Consider the following 19,508-nt stretch of genomic DNA (forward strand, 5'->3'; position numbering starts at 1 on the left):
CGGAGTCTGCGTTCAGAAAGTGCCGGGATAGGCGCCGCCATCCATCAGCAGGTTCTGCCCGGTGACGAAGCCGGCCTGGGCGCTGCACAGCCAGGCGCAGGCATCGCCGAATTCGCCGGGCTGGCCGAAACGTCCGGCCGGATTGGCAGCGCGGCGGGCCGCCAGGACCTGCTCCACGCTCTTGTCGGTCCCACGGGCAGCGGTGGCGGCCGTGGCCAGCAGGCGATCGGTCTCGAACGGGCCCGGCAGCAGGTTGTTGATGGTCACGTTGTGGGCCACGGTCTTGCGCGCCAGGCCGGCGACGAAACCGGTCAGCCCGGAGCGTGCGCCGTTGGACAGGCCGAGGATGTCGATGGGCGCCTTCACCGCGCCGGAGGTGATGTTGACGATGCGACCGAAGCCGCACTTCATCATGCCGTCCACGGTGGCCTTGATGAGCTCGATGGGGGTGAGCATGTTGGCGTCCACGGCGGCGATCCAGTCTTCCCGCGACCACTCGCGGAAGTCGCCGGGCTTGGGGCCACCGGCGTTGGTGATGAGGATGTCCGGATCGGGACAGGCCGCCAGCGCCAGGGCGCGGCCCTCGGGCGTGGTGATGTCGCCGGCCACAGCGATGACGGTGGCACCGGCAGCCTCGCGCACCTGCTGTGCGGCCGCCTCCAGCGCCTCGGCGCCGCGTGCGGTCATGGTCACGGCCACGCCTTCGCGCGCCAGAGAAATGGCACAGGCCAGGCCCAGCCCCTTGCTGGAGGCGCAGACCAGTGCGCGACGTCCGGCGATTCCCAGGTCCATGCGCGGCCCCTTACTGGATGACCAGCGCGCCGCGCTGGTTGAGGTCCAGGCCCACGCGGGCGATCACGGCTTCCAGTTCGCGCTCGGTCTCGGGATCGATGCGCATGCCCGGCGAGCGGATGGCGTCGCTGGAGATCACGCCGCGCTTGCGGTAGACATACTTGCGCAGCGACAGGCCGATCTTGGGCTGGAATTCATAGCGGATGAGCGGGCAATACTTGTCGAAGGTGGCTGCGGCACCGGCCAGGTCGCCGGCGGCGAACTGGTCATAGATACGCACCAGGATTTCGGGGAAGGCAAAGCCGGTCATGGTGCCGACCGCGCCGCGCTGCAGCTCTTCCAGGAAGTACACGCCGCCCAGTCCACCGAAGATGCGCATGGATTCGCCCGCCAGGTCGCGGATGCGGCTGATCTTCTGGCCCACCGGCGGCTCTTCCATCTTGATGAAGTTGACCCCGCCTTCGCGGCCCAGGCGGGCGATCACTTCAGCCTTGATCTCGGTGCCGAAGGAGTCGGGGAAATCGTGGATCACCACCGGGATGTTCAGGGCCGCCGCCAGCGACTTGTAGTAATCGAACTGCACGGCGTCCGAGGCCATGTCCAGCGGTGCGGCGAAGACCGCGGCAGCGCCGGCCTCGGCGGCTTCGGTGGCCTGCTCGATGGCACCGGCCAGGCCCAGTGCGCGCACTCCGACCCAGACCGGCACGCGACCGGCGGCGCACTTGACGAAGGTGGCGGTTACGGCTCGCCGTTCGGCATTGGAGAGCTTGTGTGCCTCGCCCAGGAAGCCGAGGATGGCCAGACCCGAGACGCCGGCCTGGATCTGGAACTCGACCAGGGTGGCGATGCTGCCCAGGTCCAGGCCGCCATCGGCGTGGAAGGGCGTGGGGCAGATGGTGTAGACACCGCGTGCGGTGGCCAGCGAAGAAGCAGATGTGGACGAAGAAGACATGCGCGACATTCCATGAAGAGATGGTGGCAGCGGCGACCGGGCGCTGGGCCAGGCCGGACAGGATGGAAACGATTGTCGTGGAGTCATCCGTGCTTGTCGCATGCCTTTTTGTGCGCACGCCTTAACGTGGCGTTAATGCTCGCCATCGATAGCGTTGACCACCTCTTCATGCGGCAGGCCGTAGCCCTGGGCCCGCACCAGCTGCTGCAACTCGGCGACGAAGGCCTGGGTCAGCTGCGACAGCGGCTCGGTGCGCACATGCACCAGGTTGGCCCGCAGGATGGGCGCGCGCGCCACCGGACGCACCACCATCTGGCTGGTACCGGCCCAGCTGCGCACCGAGAATTCATCCACCAGCGCCACCCCGGCGCCCATCTGCACCAGGGAACAGGCGTTCTGCGGCGAGCCCACTTCCATGATGGGCCGCAGCGGTTCTTCCTCGGACTGGTAGAAGCGGCCGACGATGCCGCCGAAGGGGGAATCGCGGTTGTAGGAGATCAGCGGGAAGGGCCGCAGATCGGCCAGGCTCAGGGTGCCGCGCCGGGTCAGCTCATGGTTGTAGGGCAGCACGCACACCAGCCGGTTGCTGCACAGGGGCGTGACCTGCAGGCTGGGGTGTTCCATGGGCAGGATGATGATGCCCAGGTCGGCCTGGCGCGCCAGCAGGCGATCCTTCAGGTAGCCGTAATTGAGGCAGTGGAAGGTCAGCTTGACATCCGGATGCCGGTTGCGGAACAGGGCGATGGCCTGCGGGATCAGCATCTGCCCGATGCTGGGGCTGGAGACGATGTTGAGGATGCCGCTGCGGTTTTCCGAGAGGTCGGTGGCCAGCTCGTTGACGCGCTGCACGGCCTGGTAGACGTGCTCCACCTCGTGGAACAGCTTCTTGGCCTCGGGCGTGGCATAGAGCCGGCCCTTGATGCGTTCGAACAGGGCGAAGCCCACCCGTTGCTCGGTATGGGACAGCAGGCGGCTCACCGCCGGCTGGGAGACGAACAGCAATTGTGAGGCGCCGCTGATGGAGCCGGTCGTCATGACCGCCCGGAATACCTCGATCTGACGCAGGTTCAGTGCCATGGATCCTCGTCGCGCATAACAGCATGTTAAGGGGAACCGACAAATGAGCAAGGAGCATGCCCGTCGGCCTGGGGTACAGTCCTTGCCTGTGCTGACTCCTGTTTTGCGAGAACCCGCGAGAAACCATCATGTCCATTGCCCCCGCCGACGGCCCTGCCCTGTTCATCATCAATCCCAATAGTATGGCCGCCGTCACGCGCGGCATCGACGCCGCCATGGCGCCGCTGCGCATGGCGGGCGGACCGGCCATCGAATGCCTGTCGCTGCAGTCCGGGCCACCCGGGATCCAGACCCAGCAGGACGTGGACAGCGTGGCACCGCAACTGGTGGCGCTGGCGCGCTCCTTGCGTCCCCGGGCAGCAGCCTTCGTGATCGCCTGCTACTCCGATCCCGGCCTGCATGCGGTGCGCGAGGCGGTGGACGTCCCAGTGCTGGGCATCATGGAAAGCGGCGTACTGACGGCCCTTACGCTGGGCCAGCGCTTTGGCGTGATCGCCATCCTGCCGGGCTCGATCCCGCGCCACCTGCGCGCCTATGGCGCTATGGGGGTGCAGGCACGACTGGCCGGCGAGCTGGCCATCGGCCTGAACGTGACCGAACTGGCGCAATACGAACGCACCCTGGCGCGCATGACCGAAGTCGGCCGCCGCCTGCGCGACGAACATGGCGCCGATGTCATCGTCATGGGCTGCGCCGGCATGGCGGCCTATCGCGATCCCCTGCAGCAGGCGCTGGGCCTGCCCGTGGTCGAGCCCAGCCAGGCCGCTGCGGCCATGGCCATCGGCCGCATCAAGATGAACTGGCATGGAGCATGAGGACTGACATGAGCGAGAACACCCAGGAACTGATCCGCCAGCTGCACGCCATCGTCGGCGATGCCGGACTGGTCACCGAGGCCGAGGCCCAGGCCCCCTATCTCAAGGACTGGCTCGGCAAGTGGCAGGGCCGCGTGGCGGTGGTGGTGCGTCCGGCCGACACGGCGCAGACCGCGGAGGTGGTGCGGCTGTGCCATCTCACCCACACTCCCATCGTGACCCAGGGTGGCAACACCGGCATGAGCGGTGGCGCCACGCCGGACGACAGCGGCGCGCAAGTGATCCTCTCCACCACCCGCATGAACCGTGTGCGCGAGGTCGATCCCATCAACAACACCATGACCGTGGATGCCGGCGTGATCCTGGCGCATGCGCAGGAGGCGGCACGCGGCGCGGGACGCTATTTTCCGCTGAGCCTGGGTGCCGAGGGCAGCTGCACGGTCGGCGGCAATCTCGCCACCAATGCCGGTGGCATCGCCGTACTGCGCTTTGGCAACATGCGCGAACTGGCCCTGGGGCTGGAAGTGGTCTTGCCCGACGGGCGCATCTGGAACGGCCTGCGCGGCCTGCGCAAGGACAATACCGGCTACGACCTGCGGGATCTCTTCATCGGCTCGGAAGGCACGCTGGGCGTGATCACCGGCGCGGTGCTGAAGCTCTTCTCGCAGCCGCACGCCCGTGCCACTGCCTGGGTCGGTGCCGACTCGCCGGCACAACTGGCCGACCTGCTGGCACGTACCCGCGCCCGTTGCGGCGACCGTCTGGTGGCGTTTGAAATGATGTCGGCTGCGTCACTGGCACTGGTACTGCAGCACGTCACCGACACCCGCGCCCCGCTGGCCCGGGCGACGCCCTACAACGCCCTGATCGAACTGGCCGATACCGAAGACCTGGGCCTGCAGGCGATGCTGGAAGAGGTACTGGGCCAGGCCCTGGAGGACGAAACGATCAGCGATGCCATGTTCTGCACCAGCGGCACGCAAGCCGCAGCCTTGTGGAAAATCCGCGAAGGTATCTCGCAGGCGCAGGTACGCGCCGGCAAGGTCATCAAGCACGACATCGCCCTGCCGATCTCGGCCATCGCCGGCTTCGTGGCGCAGGCCGAGGCGCGCATCGCCGATTGCGGCCTGGCCGCGCAGATCATCAACTTCGGCCACCTGGGCGATGGCAACCTGCATTTCAACGTGATGATCCCGCTGTCCTCGACCTATGAAGACGTCAAGCAGGCCACGCTGCTGCTGAACCGCCTGGTGCACGACCTGGTCACCGACCTGCAGGGCAGCATCAGCGCCGAGCATGGCGTGGGACAGTTGCGGCGCGACGAGCTGCAGCACTACAAGTCGCCGCTGGAGATGGAGCTGATGCTGCGTATCAAGCAGGCCTTCGATCCCAACCTGATCATGAATCCGGGGAAGTTGCTTTAGCTGGTTCCATTCAGCTTGAGCGGCATGGAGGGCAGATAAAAAAAAATCGGCGGACCAGATGGTCCGCCGATTTTCTTGTTGCTGCTTTGCTGCTGGCTGCGCTTACTTCTTGCGCTGCGGCGGCAAGTCCGTGCAATGGCCTTCGGCCACTTCCGCGGCCATGCCCAGGGACTCGCCCAGGGTCGGGTGCGGGTGGATGGTCTTGCCAATATCCACGGCGTCCGCGCCCATCTCGATGGCCAGGGCCACTTCGCCGATCATGTCGCCGGCATGGGTGCCGACGATGCCGCCGCCGATCACGCGATGCGTTTCGGCGTCGAAGAGCAGCTTGGTGAAGCCTTCCGAACGGCCATTGGCCACGGCGCGACCGGAGGCGGCCCACGGGAAATGGCCCTTCTCGATCTTGATGCCTTTTGCCTTGGCTTCGTCTTCGGTCACGCCGACCCAGGCCACTTCCGGATCGGTGTAGGCCACCGAGGGGATGACGCTGGCGTCGAAGAAGCTCTTCTCGCCGGCAATCGCTTCAGCAGCGACGTGGCCTTCATGCACGGCCTTGTGCGCCAGCATGGGCTGGCCCACCAGGTCGCCGATGGCGAAGATGTGCGGGACGTTGGTGCGCATCTGCTTGTCCACCGGGATGAAGCCGCGATCACCCACGATCACGCCCGCCTTGTCGGCCGAGACCTTCTTGCCGTTGGGGCTGCGGCCCACGGCCACCAGCACCAGGTCGTACAGTTGCGGCTCGGGGGCGGTGGCGCCGGCTTCGGCGGCTTCGAACGTCACCTTGATGCCTTCGGCTAGCGCTTCCACGGCCACCGTCTTGGTCTTGACCATGACGTTGTCGAAGCGCTTTTCGTTGAACTTCTGCCAGACCTTGACCATGTCGCGATCAGCGCCCTGCATCAGGCCGTCCATCATCTCGACCACGTCGATGCGCGCGCCCAGGGTGGAATAGACGGTGGCCATTTCCAGGCCGATGATGCCGCCACCGATGACCAGCATGCGCTTGGGCACCTGGCGCAGTTCCAGCGCGCCGGTGGAGTCGACGATGCGCGGATCCTGCGGCACAAAGGGCAGGTTCACCACCGAGGAACCGGCGGCGATGATGGCGTGCTTGAACTGCACCACCTTCTTGCTGCCGTCAGCGGCGGTCACTTCGATGTGGTTGGGGCCGGCGAACTGGCCGTCACCATTGACCACCGCCACCTTGCGCGCCTTGGCCATGCCGGCCAGGCCGCCGGTCATGGTGCCGATGACCTTGTCCTTGTAGCCGCGCAGCTTGTCGATGTCGATCTCGGGCTTGCCGAAGGTGACACCGTGCGAGGCCATGGCGGCGGTCTCGTCGATCACGGCGGCCACGTGCAGCAGGGCCTTGGAGGGGATGCAACCGACGTTCAGGCAGACGCCACCCAGGGTGGCTTCGCGCTCGACGATGACCGTGTTCAGGCCCAGGTCGGCGGCGCGGAAGGCGGCCGAGTAGCCACCGGGGCCACCACCGAGCACCATGACGTCGCACTGCACGTCGGCGCTGCCGCCGAAGCTGGCAGCGGCCGGGGCGGCTGCGGGGGCAGCGGGTGCAGCAGAAGCGGCTGGAGCGGCAGCAGGCGCTGCGGCGGACGGTGCAGGCGCGGCGGCAGGCGCCGGCGCTGCGGCAGCTTCGCCGCTGGCTTCCACCAGCAGCAGCAGCGAACCTTCGGCGACCTTGTCACCGACCTTGACCTTGACTTCCTTGACCACGCCGGCCGAGGAAGACGGGATTTCCATGCTGGCCTTGTCGGATTCGACGGTGATCAGGGACTGATCGACCTTGATGGTGTCGCCCACCTTGACCATCACCTCGATGACTTCGACTTCCTTGAAATCCCCGATATCGGGGACCTTGACTTCAGAGAGACTCATTGTCCTGGCTCCGTAATGTTCTGTGGTTCGCTAGTGGCGGCTTACAGCAGCGACTTGCGCAGGTCACCCAGCACCTCGGCCAGGTAGGCCGAGAAGCGCGCGCCCATGGCGCCGTCGATGACGCGGTGGTCATAGGACAGCGAGGTCGGCAGCATCAGGCGCGGGGCGAACTGCTTGCCGTCCCATACCGGCTTGATGATGGACTTGGACAGGCCCAGGATCGCCACTTCCGGCGCATTGATGATGGGCGTGAAGGCGGTGCCGCCAATGCCACCCAGCGAGGAGATGGTGAAGGTCGCGCCTTGCATGTCGGCCGGCTTCAACTTGCCGTCACGGGCTTGCGCGGACAGTTCGCCCATTTCGATGGCGATCTGGCCGATGCTCTTCTGGTCGGCATTCTTGATGACCGGAACCACCAGGCCGTTCGGGGTATCGGCGGCGAAACCGATGTTGTAGAACTTCTTGAGGATCAGGTTCTCGCCCTTGGCATCCAGGGAGGAATTGAAGGCCGGGAATTTCTTCAGAGCCGAGACGCTGGCCTTGATCACGAAGGCCAGCATGGTCAGCTTGACCGGCGACTTGGACTTGGCGAAGGCATCGTTGGAGGTCTTGCGGAATTCTTCCAGCTCGGTGACGTCGGCTTCGTCGAATTGCGTCACGTGCGGGATCATCACCCAGTTGCGATGCAGGTTGGGGCCGCTGATCTTCTTGATGCGCGACAGGGCCAGCAGTTCGGTCTCGCCGAACTTGCTGAAGTCCAGCGACGGCCACGGCAGCAGGTTCATGCCGGTACCGCTGCCATTGGTGGCTGGGGCGGCGGCGACCGCGGTGGAACCGGCCATGACGCCCTTGACGAAGTTCTGTACGTCCAGCTGCAGGATGCGACCCTTGGGGCCGGTGGCCGGCACGCGCGAGAGGTCCACACCGAGTTCGCGGGCGAACTTGCGCACGGACGGCGAAGCGTGGGCCTTGCCGCCGGTGCTGGTGGCCGAAGCGGTGGCGATGGCCGGTGCGGCGGCAGCAGGGGCAGCAGCAGCCGGGGCCGACGCTGCGGGCGCGGCAGGGGCAGCTGCGGCGGCAGCAGGGGCAGGTGCAGCAGCGGCGGCAGGTGCGCCACCGACGGCTTCGATGGTGGCGATGATGCTGCCCTTGGCGACCTTGTCACCCAGCTTGACCTTCAGTTCCTTGATCACGCCGGCGTGGCTGGAGGGAATCTCCATGCTGGCCTTGTCGGATTCCACGGTCAGCAGGGACTGCTCGGCCTTGACGGTATCGCCGACCTTGACCATGACTTCGATGACTTCCACTTCCTTGAAGTCGCCGATGTCGGGGACTTCAATCTCGACCGTACCACCGGCGCCAGCAGCCGCAGCGGCTGGCGCGGGTGCGGGGGCAGAGGCCTGGGCGGCAGCCGGCGCAGCGGCGGCGGCTTGCGGGGCGGCGGCTTGTGGTGCTGCCGCAGCGCCCTCGCCTTCGACGATCAGCAGCAACGAACCTTCGGCGACCTTGTCGCCGACCTTGACCTTGATTTCCTTGACCACGCCAGCCTGGGTGGAGGGGATTTCCATGCTGGCCTTGTCGGATTCGACGGTGATCAGGGACTGATCGACCTTGATGGTATCGCCGACCTTGACCATCACCTCAATGACTTCGACTTCCTTGAAATCGCCGATGTCCGGGACTTTTACTTCGACTTGACTCATCTGATGCGCTCCGTTGTTCTGTTCCCTGGCCCAGGGCCGGGAGGGATATTCGCAGTAGGGAAGGTGCTGCCGCAAAGCCATTGCATCTTAAGCGATCTGGCTGCGGCCCTTCCCGTTTTTGTGGCAGTGCCGGACACGACACATCCCCGCGATCAGCAGGCTGAGGCGGGGATGGTCGGTCGAGCGGTCCTTACACGGTCACCGGGTTGGGCTTGTTGGGATCGATGCCGTACTTGGCGATGGCCTGGGCCACCACTTCGGGCTTGATCTTGCCTTCATCGGCCAGCGACTTCAGGGCAGCCACGGCGACGAAGTGGCGGTTCACCTCGAAGAACTCGCGCAGCTTGGCGCGGGTATCCGAGCGGCCGTAGCCGTCGGTGCCCAGCACCTTGTAGGAGCGGCCCTTGGGCACGAAGGCGCGGACCTGCTCGGCGTAGGTGCGCATGTAGTCGGTGGAGACCACGATCGGACCTTCGGTACCTTCCAGCGATTGCTCGAAGTAGCTCTTCTTGGCGGTGTCGGCCGGGTGCAGCATGTTCCAGCGTTCCACGTCCTGGCCTTCGCGGGCCAAGAGGGTGAAGGAAGGTGCGGACCAGACGTCGGCGTCGACCTTCCAGTCGTCGCGCAGCAGTTCGGCGGCGGCGATGACTTCGCGCAGGATGGTGCCGGAGCCCAGCAGTTGCACGCGCAGCTTGTTTTCCTTGCCGCCTTCGTTCAACAGGTACAGGCCCTTCAAGATGCCCTCTTCCTGGCCTGCCTTGATACCAGGGTGGGCGTAGTTCTCGTTCATCACGGTGATGTAGTAGAACACGTCTTCCTGGTTGGCCACCATGCGGCGCAGGCCGTCATGGATGATCACGGCGACTTCGTGGGCGAAGGTTGGGTCGTAGGGGATGCAGTTCGGGATGGCCGAAGCGAACACGTGGCTGTGGCCGTCTTCGTGCTGCAGACCTTCACCGTTCAAGGTGGTACGACCGGCGGTGCCGCCGATCAGGAAGCCACGGGCGCGCATGTCACCGGCTGCCCATGCCAGGTCGCCGATACGCTGCAGACCGAACATCGAGTAGTAGGTGTAGAACGGGATCATCACGCGGTTGTTGGTCGAGTACGAGGTCGCCGCAGCGATCCACGAGCTCATGCCACCGGCTTCGTTGATGCCTTCCTGCAGGATCTGGCCGGCCTTGTCTTCGCGGTAGTACATCACCTGGTCCTTGTCGACCGGTTCGTACAGCTGGCCGACCTGGCTGAAGATGCCGATCTGGCGGAACAGGCCTTCCATACCGAAGGTACGGGACTCGTCGACCATGATGGGCACCACGCGCGGGCCCAGGTTGGGGTCGCGCAGCAGCGCGGTCAGCACGCGGGAGTAGGCAGCGGTGGTGGAGATTTCACGACCTTCGGCGGTCGGCTCCAGCATGGCCTGGAAGGCCGACAGTTCCGGCACCGGCAGCTTTTCGTCAGCGTGCGGGCGACGTTGCGGCAGGTAGCCGCCCAGGGCCTTGCGGCGCTCGTGCAGGTACTGCATTTCCGGGGTGTCGTCGGCCGGCTTGAAGAACGGGATACTGGGCAGCTCGGCGTCCGAGATCGGCAGCTGGAAGCGGTCGCGCATGGCGCGGATGGCTTCGTCGTCCAGCTTCTTGGTGTTGTGCGCGGTGTTGCGCGCTTCGCCGGCCTTGCCGAAGCCATAGCCCTTGATGGACTTGGCCAGGATCACGGTGGGCTGGTCCTTGGAGTCCTGCGCGACCTTGAAGGCAGCGTAGATCTTGTGCGGGTCGTGACCGCCACGGGTCAGGCGCCAGATATCGTCGTCCGACATCTTGGAGACCATTTCCAGCAGCTTGGGATGCTTGCCGAAGAAGTGCTTGCGCACGAAGGCGCCGTCCTTGGCCTTGTAGTTCTGGTACTCGCCGTCGACGGTTTCCATCATCACCTTCTGCAGGATGCCGTCCTTGTCCTTGGCCAGCAGCTCGTCCCAGCCGCTGCCCCAGATGACCTTGACCACGTTCCAGCCGGCGCCACGGAAGTCGGACTCCAGTTCCTGGATGATCTTGCCGTTGCCGCGCACCGGTCCGTCCAGGCGCTGCAGGTTGCAGTTCACCACGATGACCAGGTTGTTCAGTTTTTCACGACCGGCCATGCCGATGGCGCCCATCGATTCCGGTTCGTCCATCTCGCCGTCACCGCAGAAGGCCCAGACCTTGCGGTTGTCGGTCTTGGCGATGCCGCGGGCGTGCAGGTACTTCAGGAAGCGTGCCTGGTAGATCGCCATCAAGGGGCCCAGGCCCATGGAGACGGTCGGGAACTGCCAGAATTCCGGCATCAGCTTGGGGTGCGGGTAGGACGACAGGCCATGACCATCGGCTTCGCGGCGGAAGTGGATCAGCTGGTCTTCGGACAGGCGACCTTCCAGGAAGGCGCGTGCATAGATGCCGGGCGAGGAGTGACCCTGGATGTAGAGCAGGTCGCCGCCGTGATCTTCAGTCGGAGCGTGCCAGAAGTGATTGAAACCGATGCCCAGCATGTTGGCCAGCGAGGCGAAGGAAGACAGGTGACCACCCAGGTCGCCGTCCACGCGGTTGGCCTTGACCACCATGGCCATGGCGTTCCAGCGCATCCACGAGCGCAGGCGCTCTTCGTATTCCAGGTTGCCCGGGCAGTGCTCGCCCTGGTCGGCCGGAATGGTGTTGACGTAGGCGGTATTGCTGGAGAAGGGAATATGGGCACCACGACGGCGGGCCAGATCGACCATGCGTTCCATCAGGTAGTGGGCGCGATCCGGGCCTTCCTTTTCGATCACTGCTTCGAGGGCGTCGAGCCACTCCTGGGTTTCCATCACATCGGGATCGTTGGCGGCCTGCGCCAGAACTTGATCGATTTGGGCTGACATGTCATGTCTCCTGGTTGTTGAGAGATCCGTCCGGTCGGATAGACCTGGCGGGTCGGTCGGTTCATTCGGTACGCTGCCGCCGGCAAGTGATGCAGGAAGACCATTCCGTTGCCTGTGCTACAACCCTTCCCAGCCCGTGGGGCAAGGCTTTGGAGGCGGAACAGGCTTAAATGTACGGTCTTCCAGCCGTGTGGACGACGAATTTTATCAGGGAATTTTCGATTTTCAAATTACGATAATCGATTTCATAATACGAAAATATGCTGCAAAGCGGCATGAATAGGCGCTTTGCGGGCCTCGTATTTTTACTGTATCGCCTTGGGAGAGGGGTTTTCTTGCCCTGTTTGCAATGCGGCAAAGTGGCCTGAACTACCTGAAAAATCAGGGTTGGCCGTGTTGACGTGAAGCAAATGGATTCACGTGCTGAGCTTGCCAGCGGCAATCACATTCCGCCACGACCAGCCCGGTCGCCGGCCGTAGCAGAATTACGCTACAGAACTTGCTCTATATAAATGAAGCGATGTTCAGATCGCGATATTGCCCAGTGTGCTGGCGCGATAGGCGGCGACAAAGGTATCGAAGTCGCCGATCTGGGTACGCTCGATGTCGCGCTGCGCATCCAGCGAGGCCTGGGCGATGGCCACGAAGTCAGCCGTCTTGGCGGCCGACAGCGGCCGGGCGCGCAGTTGCTCGGCCTGGCGGCGGCTGTTGGCCAGGGTGAAACCGGGGAAGGAGTTGCCGGCGGCGCGGATTTCACGCAGCACCTGGGCCGACGGGGTGGCATCGGGATCGGCCAGCTTGCCGCGCTGCACGGCCAGGCTGTCGCGATGCTGGCTGCCGCCCAGTTGGCGATCCAGCAGTTCGGCTACCGGTGCCATGCGGTCCAGCAGTTGCTCGCCCCAGTCCTTGAGCAGGATGGATTCGCCCTTGAACTGCAGGTGCAGGCCGGGACGACGGCCTTCCTTGACGGTGGCGAGGAAGTTGGCGCGGTTTTCCACGCCCTCCTCGTCCGAAGTCAGGCAGCTCGATTCCAGCGCCAGGAAATGCAGGAACACATCCAGGAAACGCGCTGCCTCCAGGCCGATGCCCAGCGGGTTGAAGGGATCGATGTCCATGCAGCGCACTTCCACATACTGCACACCACGCGCCGACAAGGCCTGCACCGGGCGTTCGCCGCTGTTGATGACGCGCTTGGGGCGGATCGAAGAGTAGAACTCGTTTTCGATCTGCAGGATGTTGGTATTGATCTGCACCCACTCGCCATCGCGCTTGGTGCCGATGGCTTCATAGGGCGGATACGGTTCGCTGACCGCATGCGAGAGGCTACGGATGTAGGCCGGCAGGTTGTTGTAGTGCGGCGTGATGTTGGCCTGGGCGTGGTTCTGGTAACCCAGGTCGCTCATGCGCAGGCTGGTGCCGTAGGGCAGGAAGAGCGTGTCCTCGGACAGCGTCTCCAGCTGGTGCGCACGACCGCGCAGGAAGTTGGTGGCCACCGCCGGCGAGGCACCGAACAGATACATCAGCAGCCAGCTGTAGCGACGGAAGTTGCGGATCAGGGCGATATAGCGCTCGGACTGGTAATCCCGACGCGACAGCGTGGGGTCGACGGTGTCGTCCTCGTCGCGCAGCACTTCCCACAGGTCTTCACTCACCGAGAAATTGTAGTGAATACCGGCGATGCATTGCATGGTGCGGCCATAGCGCAGCGCCAGGCCGCGCCGGTAGACATGCTTCAACATGCCGATGTGGGAACTGCCATACCAGCCGATGGGAATCTCGTCTTCCGGCGGCAGCACGCAGGGCATGGAGGCATTCCACAGCAGCTCACCCTCCAGCTTGGTATAGGCGAAGCGATGGATTTCATCCAGGCGCTGCAGCGCATCGGCGATGTCGGGCATGGCCGGGGTGATGAACTCCAGCAGCGATTCCGAATAGTCGGTGGTGATCAGATCATTGGTGAGGGCCGAACCCAGCGCCGGCGGATGCGGCGTGCGGGCCAGATTGCCTTGCTCGTCCACCCGCAGCGTCTCCCGCTCCACACCGCGCAAGCCCTGACTCAGCAACGCAAGATGTTGCGGCTGGGAAAGCTGTTGCAGGCGGCGGGTGAGGAGATCGGTCATGCGCAAATCCTTGTAACTAAAGGGGAACTGTGAGGCTGCTGCGGTGAGGCTGCTGCGTTTGGTTGCGGGAGCATAACCGAAATTGAACATTCCCGTTGTACGCTGCCCCAAAAGCGATTGTCGCCCAAAACCATCGGCTTTTATTTCAAAACAAACAACATGTGACCAGCAGCGCGCATGTCACTCCGTCCCCGGCCTGGCTTTATAATCACGGGTTCCGGCGCACCGCGCCCCAGTCGCCCCGGCTCGACCGGGAGCTTTCTTCCTAGCCCTGCCTTTTTTGCCTTCATTGCCATGTCTGCCCAACTGATCGACGGAAACCTGCTCTCCCAACAACTGCGCGCCGATGTCGCCAAGCGCGCCGCCGCCCTCACCGCCCAAGGCAAGCAACCCGGCCTGGCCGTGATCCTGGTGGGCGACAGCCCGGCTTCCCAGGTCTACGTGCGCAACAAGGTCAAGGCTTGCCAGGACAATGGTCTTCACTCCGTGCTGGAAAAATATGAAGCCACGATGACGGAAGCCGAACTCCTGGCCCGCATCGACGCCCTCAACCAGGACCCCAAGATCAACGGCATCCTGGTGCAACTGCCGCTGCCGGCCCACATCGATTCGCACAAGGTGATCGAAGCCATCGCGCCGGAAAAGGACGTGGACGGTTTCCACGTCAGCAATGCCGGCCTCCTGATGACGGGCCAGCCGCTGTTCCGCCCCTGCACCCCTTATGGCGTCATGAAGATGCTGGAATCCATCGACTACCCGGTCCGCGGCGCCAATGCCGTGGTGGTGGGCGCCTCCAACATCGTCGGCAAGCCGCAGGCCATGTTGCTCTTGCAAGCCGGCGCCACCGTCACTATCTGTAATTCCAAGACCCGTGACCTCGGCCACCACACCCGCCAGGCCGACATCCTGGTGGTCGCCACCGGCAAGCGCAACATCGTCACCGCCGACATGGTCAAGCCCGGCGCCGTCGTCATCGACGTCGGCATGAACCGCGATGACAACGGCAAGTTGTGCGGCGACGTCGATTTCGCCAATGCCCGCGAAGTCGCCGGCTGGATCACCCCGGTGCCGGGTGGCGTGGGTCCGATGACCATCACCATGTTGCTGGTCAACACCATCGAAGCTGCAGAACGTACCTAAAACCGCATCACCTCCCGTGGGCGCCACGCCGGCGGGAGGCTTCAGAGAAACGAGAATCCATGACCACCACCGACATCGCCGCCAATCCCCTGCTCGACTTCTCGGGCTACGCCCAGTTCGACGCCATCGCCGCCGAGCACGTCACCCCGGCCCTGGACAAGCTGCTGGCCGATGCCAGCCGCCTGGTCACCGAACTGGAAGCGCCGATGGCCGAGGTCACCTGGGACAATTTCGTCGAACCGCTGGAGTCCGCTACCGAAAAACTGGGCCGCGCCTGGAGCGTAGTGGGCCACCTGAATTCGGTCATGGATACTCCGGCCCTGCGCGCCACCTACAACGAGAACCAGCCGCGCCTGGTGGAATTCTGGACCTCGCTGGGCCAGAACCTGGCGCTGTTCGAGAAGTACAAGGCGCTGCAGGCCAGTCCGGCCTTCGCCTCCCTGTCGGCTGCACGCCGCAAGGTGGTGGACAATGCGGTGCGCGATTTCCGCCTTTCCGGCGCCGAACTGCCGGAAGAGAAGAAGGAACGCTTCGCCGAGATCCAGGAAAAGCAGGCGATGCTGACCACCCGTTTCTCGGAAAACGTGCTGGACGCCACCAATGACTTCGGCCTCTTCGTCGAGGACGAAGCCGAACTCTCCGGCCTGCCGGCCGACGTCAAGCAGGCCGCCCGCGCCGCGGCCGAGAAGGATGGCAAGCCCGGCTACAAGTTCACGCTGCACTTCCCGTCCTATTTCCCGGTGCTGCAATACGCCGACAACCGCGCCCTGCGCGAGAAGATCTACCGCGCCAACGCCACCAAGGCCTCCGAGCTGGGCGCCAAGCCGGAATGGGACAACAGCGGCAACATCGACCAGATCCTGCAGCTGCGCAAGGAAGAAGCGCAATTGCTGGGTTACGCCAACTTCGCCGAGGTGTCGCTGGTGGCCAAGATGGCCAAGTCGCCCTCGGAAGTGATCGCCTTCCTGGAAGACCTGGGCCAGCGCGCTCGCCCCTTCGGCCAGAAGGATTACGAAGAACTGAAGACCTTCGCCCGCGAAAAACTGGGCCTGGAGGAGCTGAAGGCCTGGGACAGCACCTATGCCTCGGAAAAGCTGCGCGAACAGCGCTACGCCTTCTCGGAGCAGGAATTGAAGCAATATTTCCCCGAGCCCAAGGTGGTGGTCGGCCTGTTCCAGGTTGCACAGCAACTGTTCGGCGTGCAGATCAAGCCCGATACGGCCCCGGTCTGGCACAAGGACGTGAAGTTCTTCCGCATCGAACGCGACGGCCAGCTGGTCGGCCAGTTCTACCTCGACCTGTATGCCCGCTCCGGCAAGCGTGGCGGCGCCTGGATGGATGACGCCCGCGCCCGCCGCCTCACCGCGCAAGGCGTGCAGACCCCGATCGCCTATCTGGTCTGCAACTTCACCGAACCGGCGGTGGTCGATGGCGTGGCCAAGCCGGCCCTGTTCACCCATGACGAAGTGATCACCCTGTTCCACGAGTTCGGCCACGGCCTGCATCACATGCTCACGCAAGTCGATGAAGTGGGTGTCTCCGGCATCTCCGGCGTGGAATGGGACGCGGTGGAACTGCCCTCGCAGTTCATGGAAAACTTCTGCTGGGAACGGGACGTGCTGCAGCAGCTGACATCCCACGCCGAGACCGGCGAACCGCTGCCCCGTGCGCTGTACGACAAGATGATCGCCGCCAAGAACTTCCAGTCCGGCCTGCAGATGCTGCGCCAGGTGGAGTTCTCGCTGTTCGACATGCTGATCCACCATGAATATGAAGTCGGTGGCAGCCAGAGCGTGCAGCAAGTGCTTGACAGCGTGCGCGACCGCATCGCCGTGATCCGCCCGCCCGAGTTCAACCGCTTCCAGCATTCGTTCTCGCACATCTTTGCGGGCGGCTATGCAGCCGGTTACTACAGCTACAAGTGGGCCGAGGTGCTGTCTGCCGACGCCTACAGCGCCTTTGAAGAAGCCGCGGTGACCGGCGGCAACGTGATCTCGCTGGAAACCGGACGTCGCTTCCAGCAGGAAATCCTGGCTGTCGGTGGCTCCCGTCCGGCCATCGAGTCCTTCAAGGCCTTCCGTGGCCGCGAGCCCAGCATCGATGCCTTGCTGCGGCATAGTGGCATGGCGGCCTGAGTCGCTGACGAACGGCTTCGCAAGACGGCCAGCACGGCCCGCCCCGATGGCGGGCCGTTTTTCTTTGGCCTGGCCGCCGCCGCGGATGGCATGCTGCAGCGCGAGCCACTATACTGGCGGGATGACCCGAATCGATTTCCACAGCAACGTCCCGCAAAAGATCGCCTACGTCTGCCGACTGGTGCGCAAGGCGCGTGCGTCCGGCGCCATGCTGGTGCTGCGCAGTCCCGACCGCGCCGAACTGCAACAACTGGACCAGGCGCTCTGGAGCTTTTCCGAGCAGGATTTCCTGCCTCACGTGATGGCCGGCGATCCGCTGGCATCACAGACGCCCATCATCCTCACCGGCGACGACGCCGCCGAATTGCCGCATCACCAGATACTGATCAACCTCGGCACCGATACGCCGGCCCATTTCGCCCGTTTCGAACGCTTGCTGGAAATCATTTCCGCCGACGACGCCGACAAGGCCGCCGGCCGCGACCGCTACCGTTTCTACAAGGAACGCGGCTATCCGCTGTCGCACCATGTGGCGGCCTGAGGCCCACGCTCCAGACATGAACCACGACGACAACAGCATCCCCCTCCTCACCGAGATCATCCCGCTGGCGCCGGCTGCCCCGGCCGCGCAGGATTACGCCGCGCCAATGCAACCGGGTGCCTTTCACACGCAACCTGCGGCCACCCACTATCAGGCGCCCGCGGCTGCAACGCCCGTAATGTCGCCCATGGCCCCGCCGCCTCAGGTCACGCCGGCCGCCGAGCAGTACCGCCAGTGGGAACAGGAAATCCGCGAAAACGTCCTGCAAAGCCTGCTGGAGCGCGTCGATACCGTGCTGCACCAGCATCTGCAGGACCAGATGGCGCTGGCGCTGGACCATCTTTCCGATATCGTGATGCAGCGCGTCAGAGAAGGCCTGCGCGACGCCCTGGCAGAAACGGTGGAGCGCGCCGTAGCCGAAGAGATGGCGCGCTTCTCGTCTTCAAAAAAGTAAATCCTGATGGATTTTTCTTTTCATTTTGAATAAACCATCTGCATTCGGCTTTTGATTCACAAAAATTCTGCCCAGTATTGATTACATCGGCAATCACGCTTTTCTTACAATGCTTGCATTGTTCGCATCGTCCAATGGCGGTGTGAAGTCCGAAAAACACCAGCAAGTTCATGCAAAACCGGGAGAGTGGGATGAAAGTGATCGTATTGGGCGCAGGCATTATCGGAACCGCTTCCGCCTGGTTCCTGAAGAAGCAGGGTTACGACGTCACCGTCATCGAACGCCAGCCCGGCGCGGCGCAGGAAACCAGCTTTGCCAACGGTTGCCAGATTTCGGTGTCGCACGCCGAACCCTGGGCCAACCCGGCCGCCCCGATGAAGGTGCTCAAGTGGCTGGGCAAGGAAGACGCCCCCCTGCTCTATCGCTTCCGCCCCGAATGGCTGCAATGGAAATGGGCCGTGGCGTTCCTGCGCGAATGCACCGCCGCCCGTACCGACGAGAACATCCGCAACATCGTCGCCCTGTGCGAGTACAGCCGCCAGACCCTGCAGGCGGTGCGCGCCGAAACCGGTATCCAGTACGATCACCTGACCCGCGGCATCCTTCACTTCTACACTGAAGAAAAGGAATTCCAGGACTCCCTGCCGGCCGCCAAGCTGATGCGCGACCTGGGCTGCCCGCGCGAGTCCATCGGCGCCGACGAAGTGATCCGCATCGAGCCGGCACTGGCCTCGATCCGCAACAAGATCGTCGGCGGCGACTTCACCGCCACCGATGAATCGGGCGACGTCTTCAAGCTCACCACGGGCCTGGCCAAGAAGAGCGAGGAAGCCGGCGTCGAGTTCCGTTATTCCACCACCATCACCCGCCTGATCACCGAAGGGGCCGGCGCCGCCGCCCGCGTGACCGGCGTGGAGATCATCAACCCGGATGGCCGCCATGAAGTCCTGACGGCCGATACCTTCGTGGTCGCCATGGGCAGCTTCTCGCAGCAACTGGTCAAGCCACTGGGCATCGACCTGCTGCTCTACCCAGGCAAGGGCTATTCGGCCACCTACAAGGTCATCAACCCGGATGCTGCGCCCAGCGTCTCGCTCACCGACGACGGCTACAAGCTGGTGGTTTCGCGTCTGGGCGACCGCCTGCGCGTGGCCGGTACCTGCGAACTCAACGGCTATGGCCGCGAGCTCAACACTACCCGCTGCGAGGCCATCACCCGCCGCACCCGTGAACTGTTCCCCGACGGCTGCGACTACGAGAACCCGACCTACTGGACCGGCCTGCGTCCGCTGACCCCGTCCAACGTGCCTTACGTGGGCAAGACCAGGTTCGCCAACCTGTACCTGAACACCGGTCACGGCACCCTGGGCTGGACCATGGGTTGCGGCTCCGGCCGCGCCATCGCCGAGATCGTCGCCGGCCGCGTGCCGGAGATCGATTTCGCCTTCACCGGCCTGCCGCGCTGGAACCGTGCACGCCAGGTGGTGACCCAGGCCGCCTGATCACAAAGCTTCACCTGCCCGCAAAAGGACCGGAATTTCCGGTCCTTTTTTCATGCGCATTTGATCT

The 19,508-nt window shown here is 64.2% G+C and carries 14 protein-coding genes; 7 read left to right on the plus strand and 7 right to left on the minus strand.

The genetic code is table 11. The features are described from left to right. Nucleotides 1–12: 12 nt before the first annotated feature. The 3 genes from HWE04_RS06775 to HWE04_RS06785 form a co-directional block, all read right to left on the minus strand. The gene (locus HWE04_RS06775; RefSeq protein WP_241811922.1) at nt 13–792 is read right to left on the minus strand and encodes an SDR family oxidoreductase; all 780 of its coding nucleotides are present in this window, start codon (nt 790–792) and stop codon (nt 13–15) included. 10 nt (nt 793–802) lie between these two features. After that, a complete protein-coding gene (locus tag HWE04_RS06780) occupies nt 803–1,744 on the minus strand; it encodes a dihydrodipicolinate synthase family protein (protein ID WP_077237856.1) in 942 nt (313 codons plus the stop codon). Nucleotides 1,745–1,876: 132 nt separating this feature from the next. Next, on the minus strand, nt 1,877–2,821 hold the full coding sequence (locus tag HWE04_RS06785; RefSeq protein ID WP_180670724.1) for a LysR substrate-binding domain-containing protein: 945 nt from the start codon (nt 2,819–2,821) through the stop codon (nt 1,877–1,879). Between the two features lie 128 nt (nt 2,822–2,949). Here HWE04_RS06785 and HWE04_RS06790 point away from each other — a divergent pair, with 128 nt between their 5' ends. Together HWE04_RS06790 and HWE04_RS06795 are read left to right on the plus strand one after the other, a co-directional pair. Then, entirely contained in the window at nt 2,950–3,636 is a 687-nt protein-coding gene (locus HWE04_RS06790; protein WP_241811923.1) for an aspartate/glutamate racemase family protein, read from the plus strand. A gap of 8 nt (nt 3,637–3,644) precedes the next feature. Next, nucleotides 3,645–5,060, plus strand: coding sequence for an FAD-binding oxidoreductase (locus HWE04_RS06795; RefSeq protein WP_241811924.1), 1,416 nt, complete (start codon nt 3,645–3,647; stop codon nt 5,058–5,060). A 102-nt stretch (nt 5,061–5,162) separates the two neighbouring features. On the opposite strand, the gene lpdA is transcribed toward HWE04_RS06795, so the two are convergent. From lpdA to gshA, 4 genes are all read right to left on the minus strand, one after another. After that, entirely contained in the window at nt 5,163–6,959 is a 1,797-nt protein-coding gene (lpdA, locus tag HWE04_RS06800; RefSeq protein ID WP_241811925.1) for a dihydrolipoyl dehydrogenase, read from the minus strand. A gap of 41 nt (nt 6,960–7,000) precedes the next feature. Then, nucleotides 7,001–8,662, minus strand: a complete 1,662-nt coding sequence (gene aceF, locus HWE04_RS06805) for a dihydrolipoyllysine-residue acetyltransferase (protein WP_241811926.1) — start codon at nt 8,660–8,662, stop codon at nt 7,001–7,003. Nucleotides 8,663–8,852: 190 nt separating this feature from the next. Continuing rightward, nucleotides 8,853–11,549, minus strand: coding sequence for a pyruvate dehydrogenase (acetyl-transferring), homodimeric type (gene aceE / locus HWE04_RS06810; protein ID WP_241811927.1), 2,697 nt, complete (start codon nt 11,547–11,549; stop codon nt 8,853–8,855). Nucleotides 11,550–12,073: 524 nt separating this feature from the next. Then, entirely contained in the window at nt 12,074–13,669 is a 1,596-nt protein-coding gene (gene gshA, locus HWE04_RS06815; RefSeq protein WP_241811928.1) for a glutamate--cysteine ligase, read from the minus strand. 294 nt (nt 13,670–13,963) lie between these two features. On the opposite strand from gshA, the gene folD reads away from it, so the two are divergent. From folD to HWE04_RS06840, 5 genes are all read left to right on the plus strand, one after another. Then, the gene (gene folD / locus HWE04_RS06820) at nt 13,964–14,809 is read left to right on the plus strand and encodes a bifunctional methylenetetrahydrofolate dehydrogenase/methenyltetrahydrofolate cyclohydrolase FolD (protein ID WP_077237849.1); all 846 of its coding nucleotides are present in this window, start codon (nt 13,964–13,966) and stop codon (nt 14,807–14,809) included. A gap of 59 nt (nt 14,810–14,868) precedes the next feature. Further along, the gene (locus tag HWE04_RS06825) at nt 14,869–16,944 is read left to right on the plus strand and encodes a M3 family metallopeptidase (protein WP_241811929.1); all 2,076 of its coding nucleotides are present in this window, start codon (nt 14,869–14,871) and stop codon (nt 16,942–16,944) included. 121 nt (nt 16,945–17,065) lie between these two features. After that, nucleotides 17,066–17,485, plus strand: a complete 420-nt coding sequence (locus HWE04_RS06830; protein ID WP_241811930.1) for a DNA polymerase III subunit chi — start codon at nt 17,066–17,068, stop codon at nt 17,483–17,485. Between the two features lie 16 nt (nt 17,486–17,501). Then, entirely contained in the window at nt 17,502–17,939 is a 438-nt protein-coding gene (locus tag HWE04_RS06835; protein WP_241811931.1) for a hypothetical protein, read from the plus strand. A 191-nt stretch (nt 17,940–18,130) separates the two neighbouring features. After that, nucleotides 18,131–19,441 carry a D-amino acid dehydrogenase gene (locus HWE04_RS06840; RefSeq protein ID WP_006465311.1) on the plus strand — a complete coding sequence of 437 codons (1,311 nt, stop codon included), beginning with the start codon at nt 18,131–18,133 and terminating at the stop codon, nt 19,439–19,441. Nucleotides 19,442–19,508: the final 67 nt, after the last annotated feature.

Origin of the sequence: Herbaspirillum sp. C7C2, assembly GCF_022627865.1 — a bacterium.
GTDB classification, from domain to species: Bacteria; Pseudomonadota; Gammaproteobacteria; order Burkholderiales; family Burkholderiaceae_D; genus Herbaspirillum; species Herbaspirillum frisingense.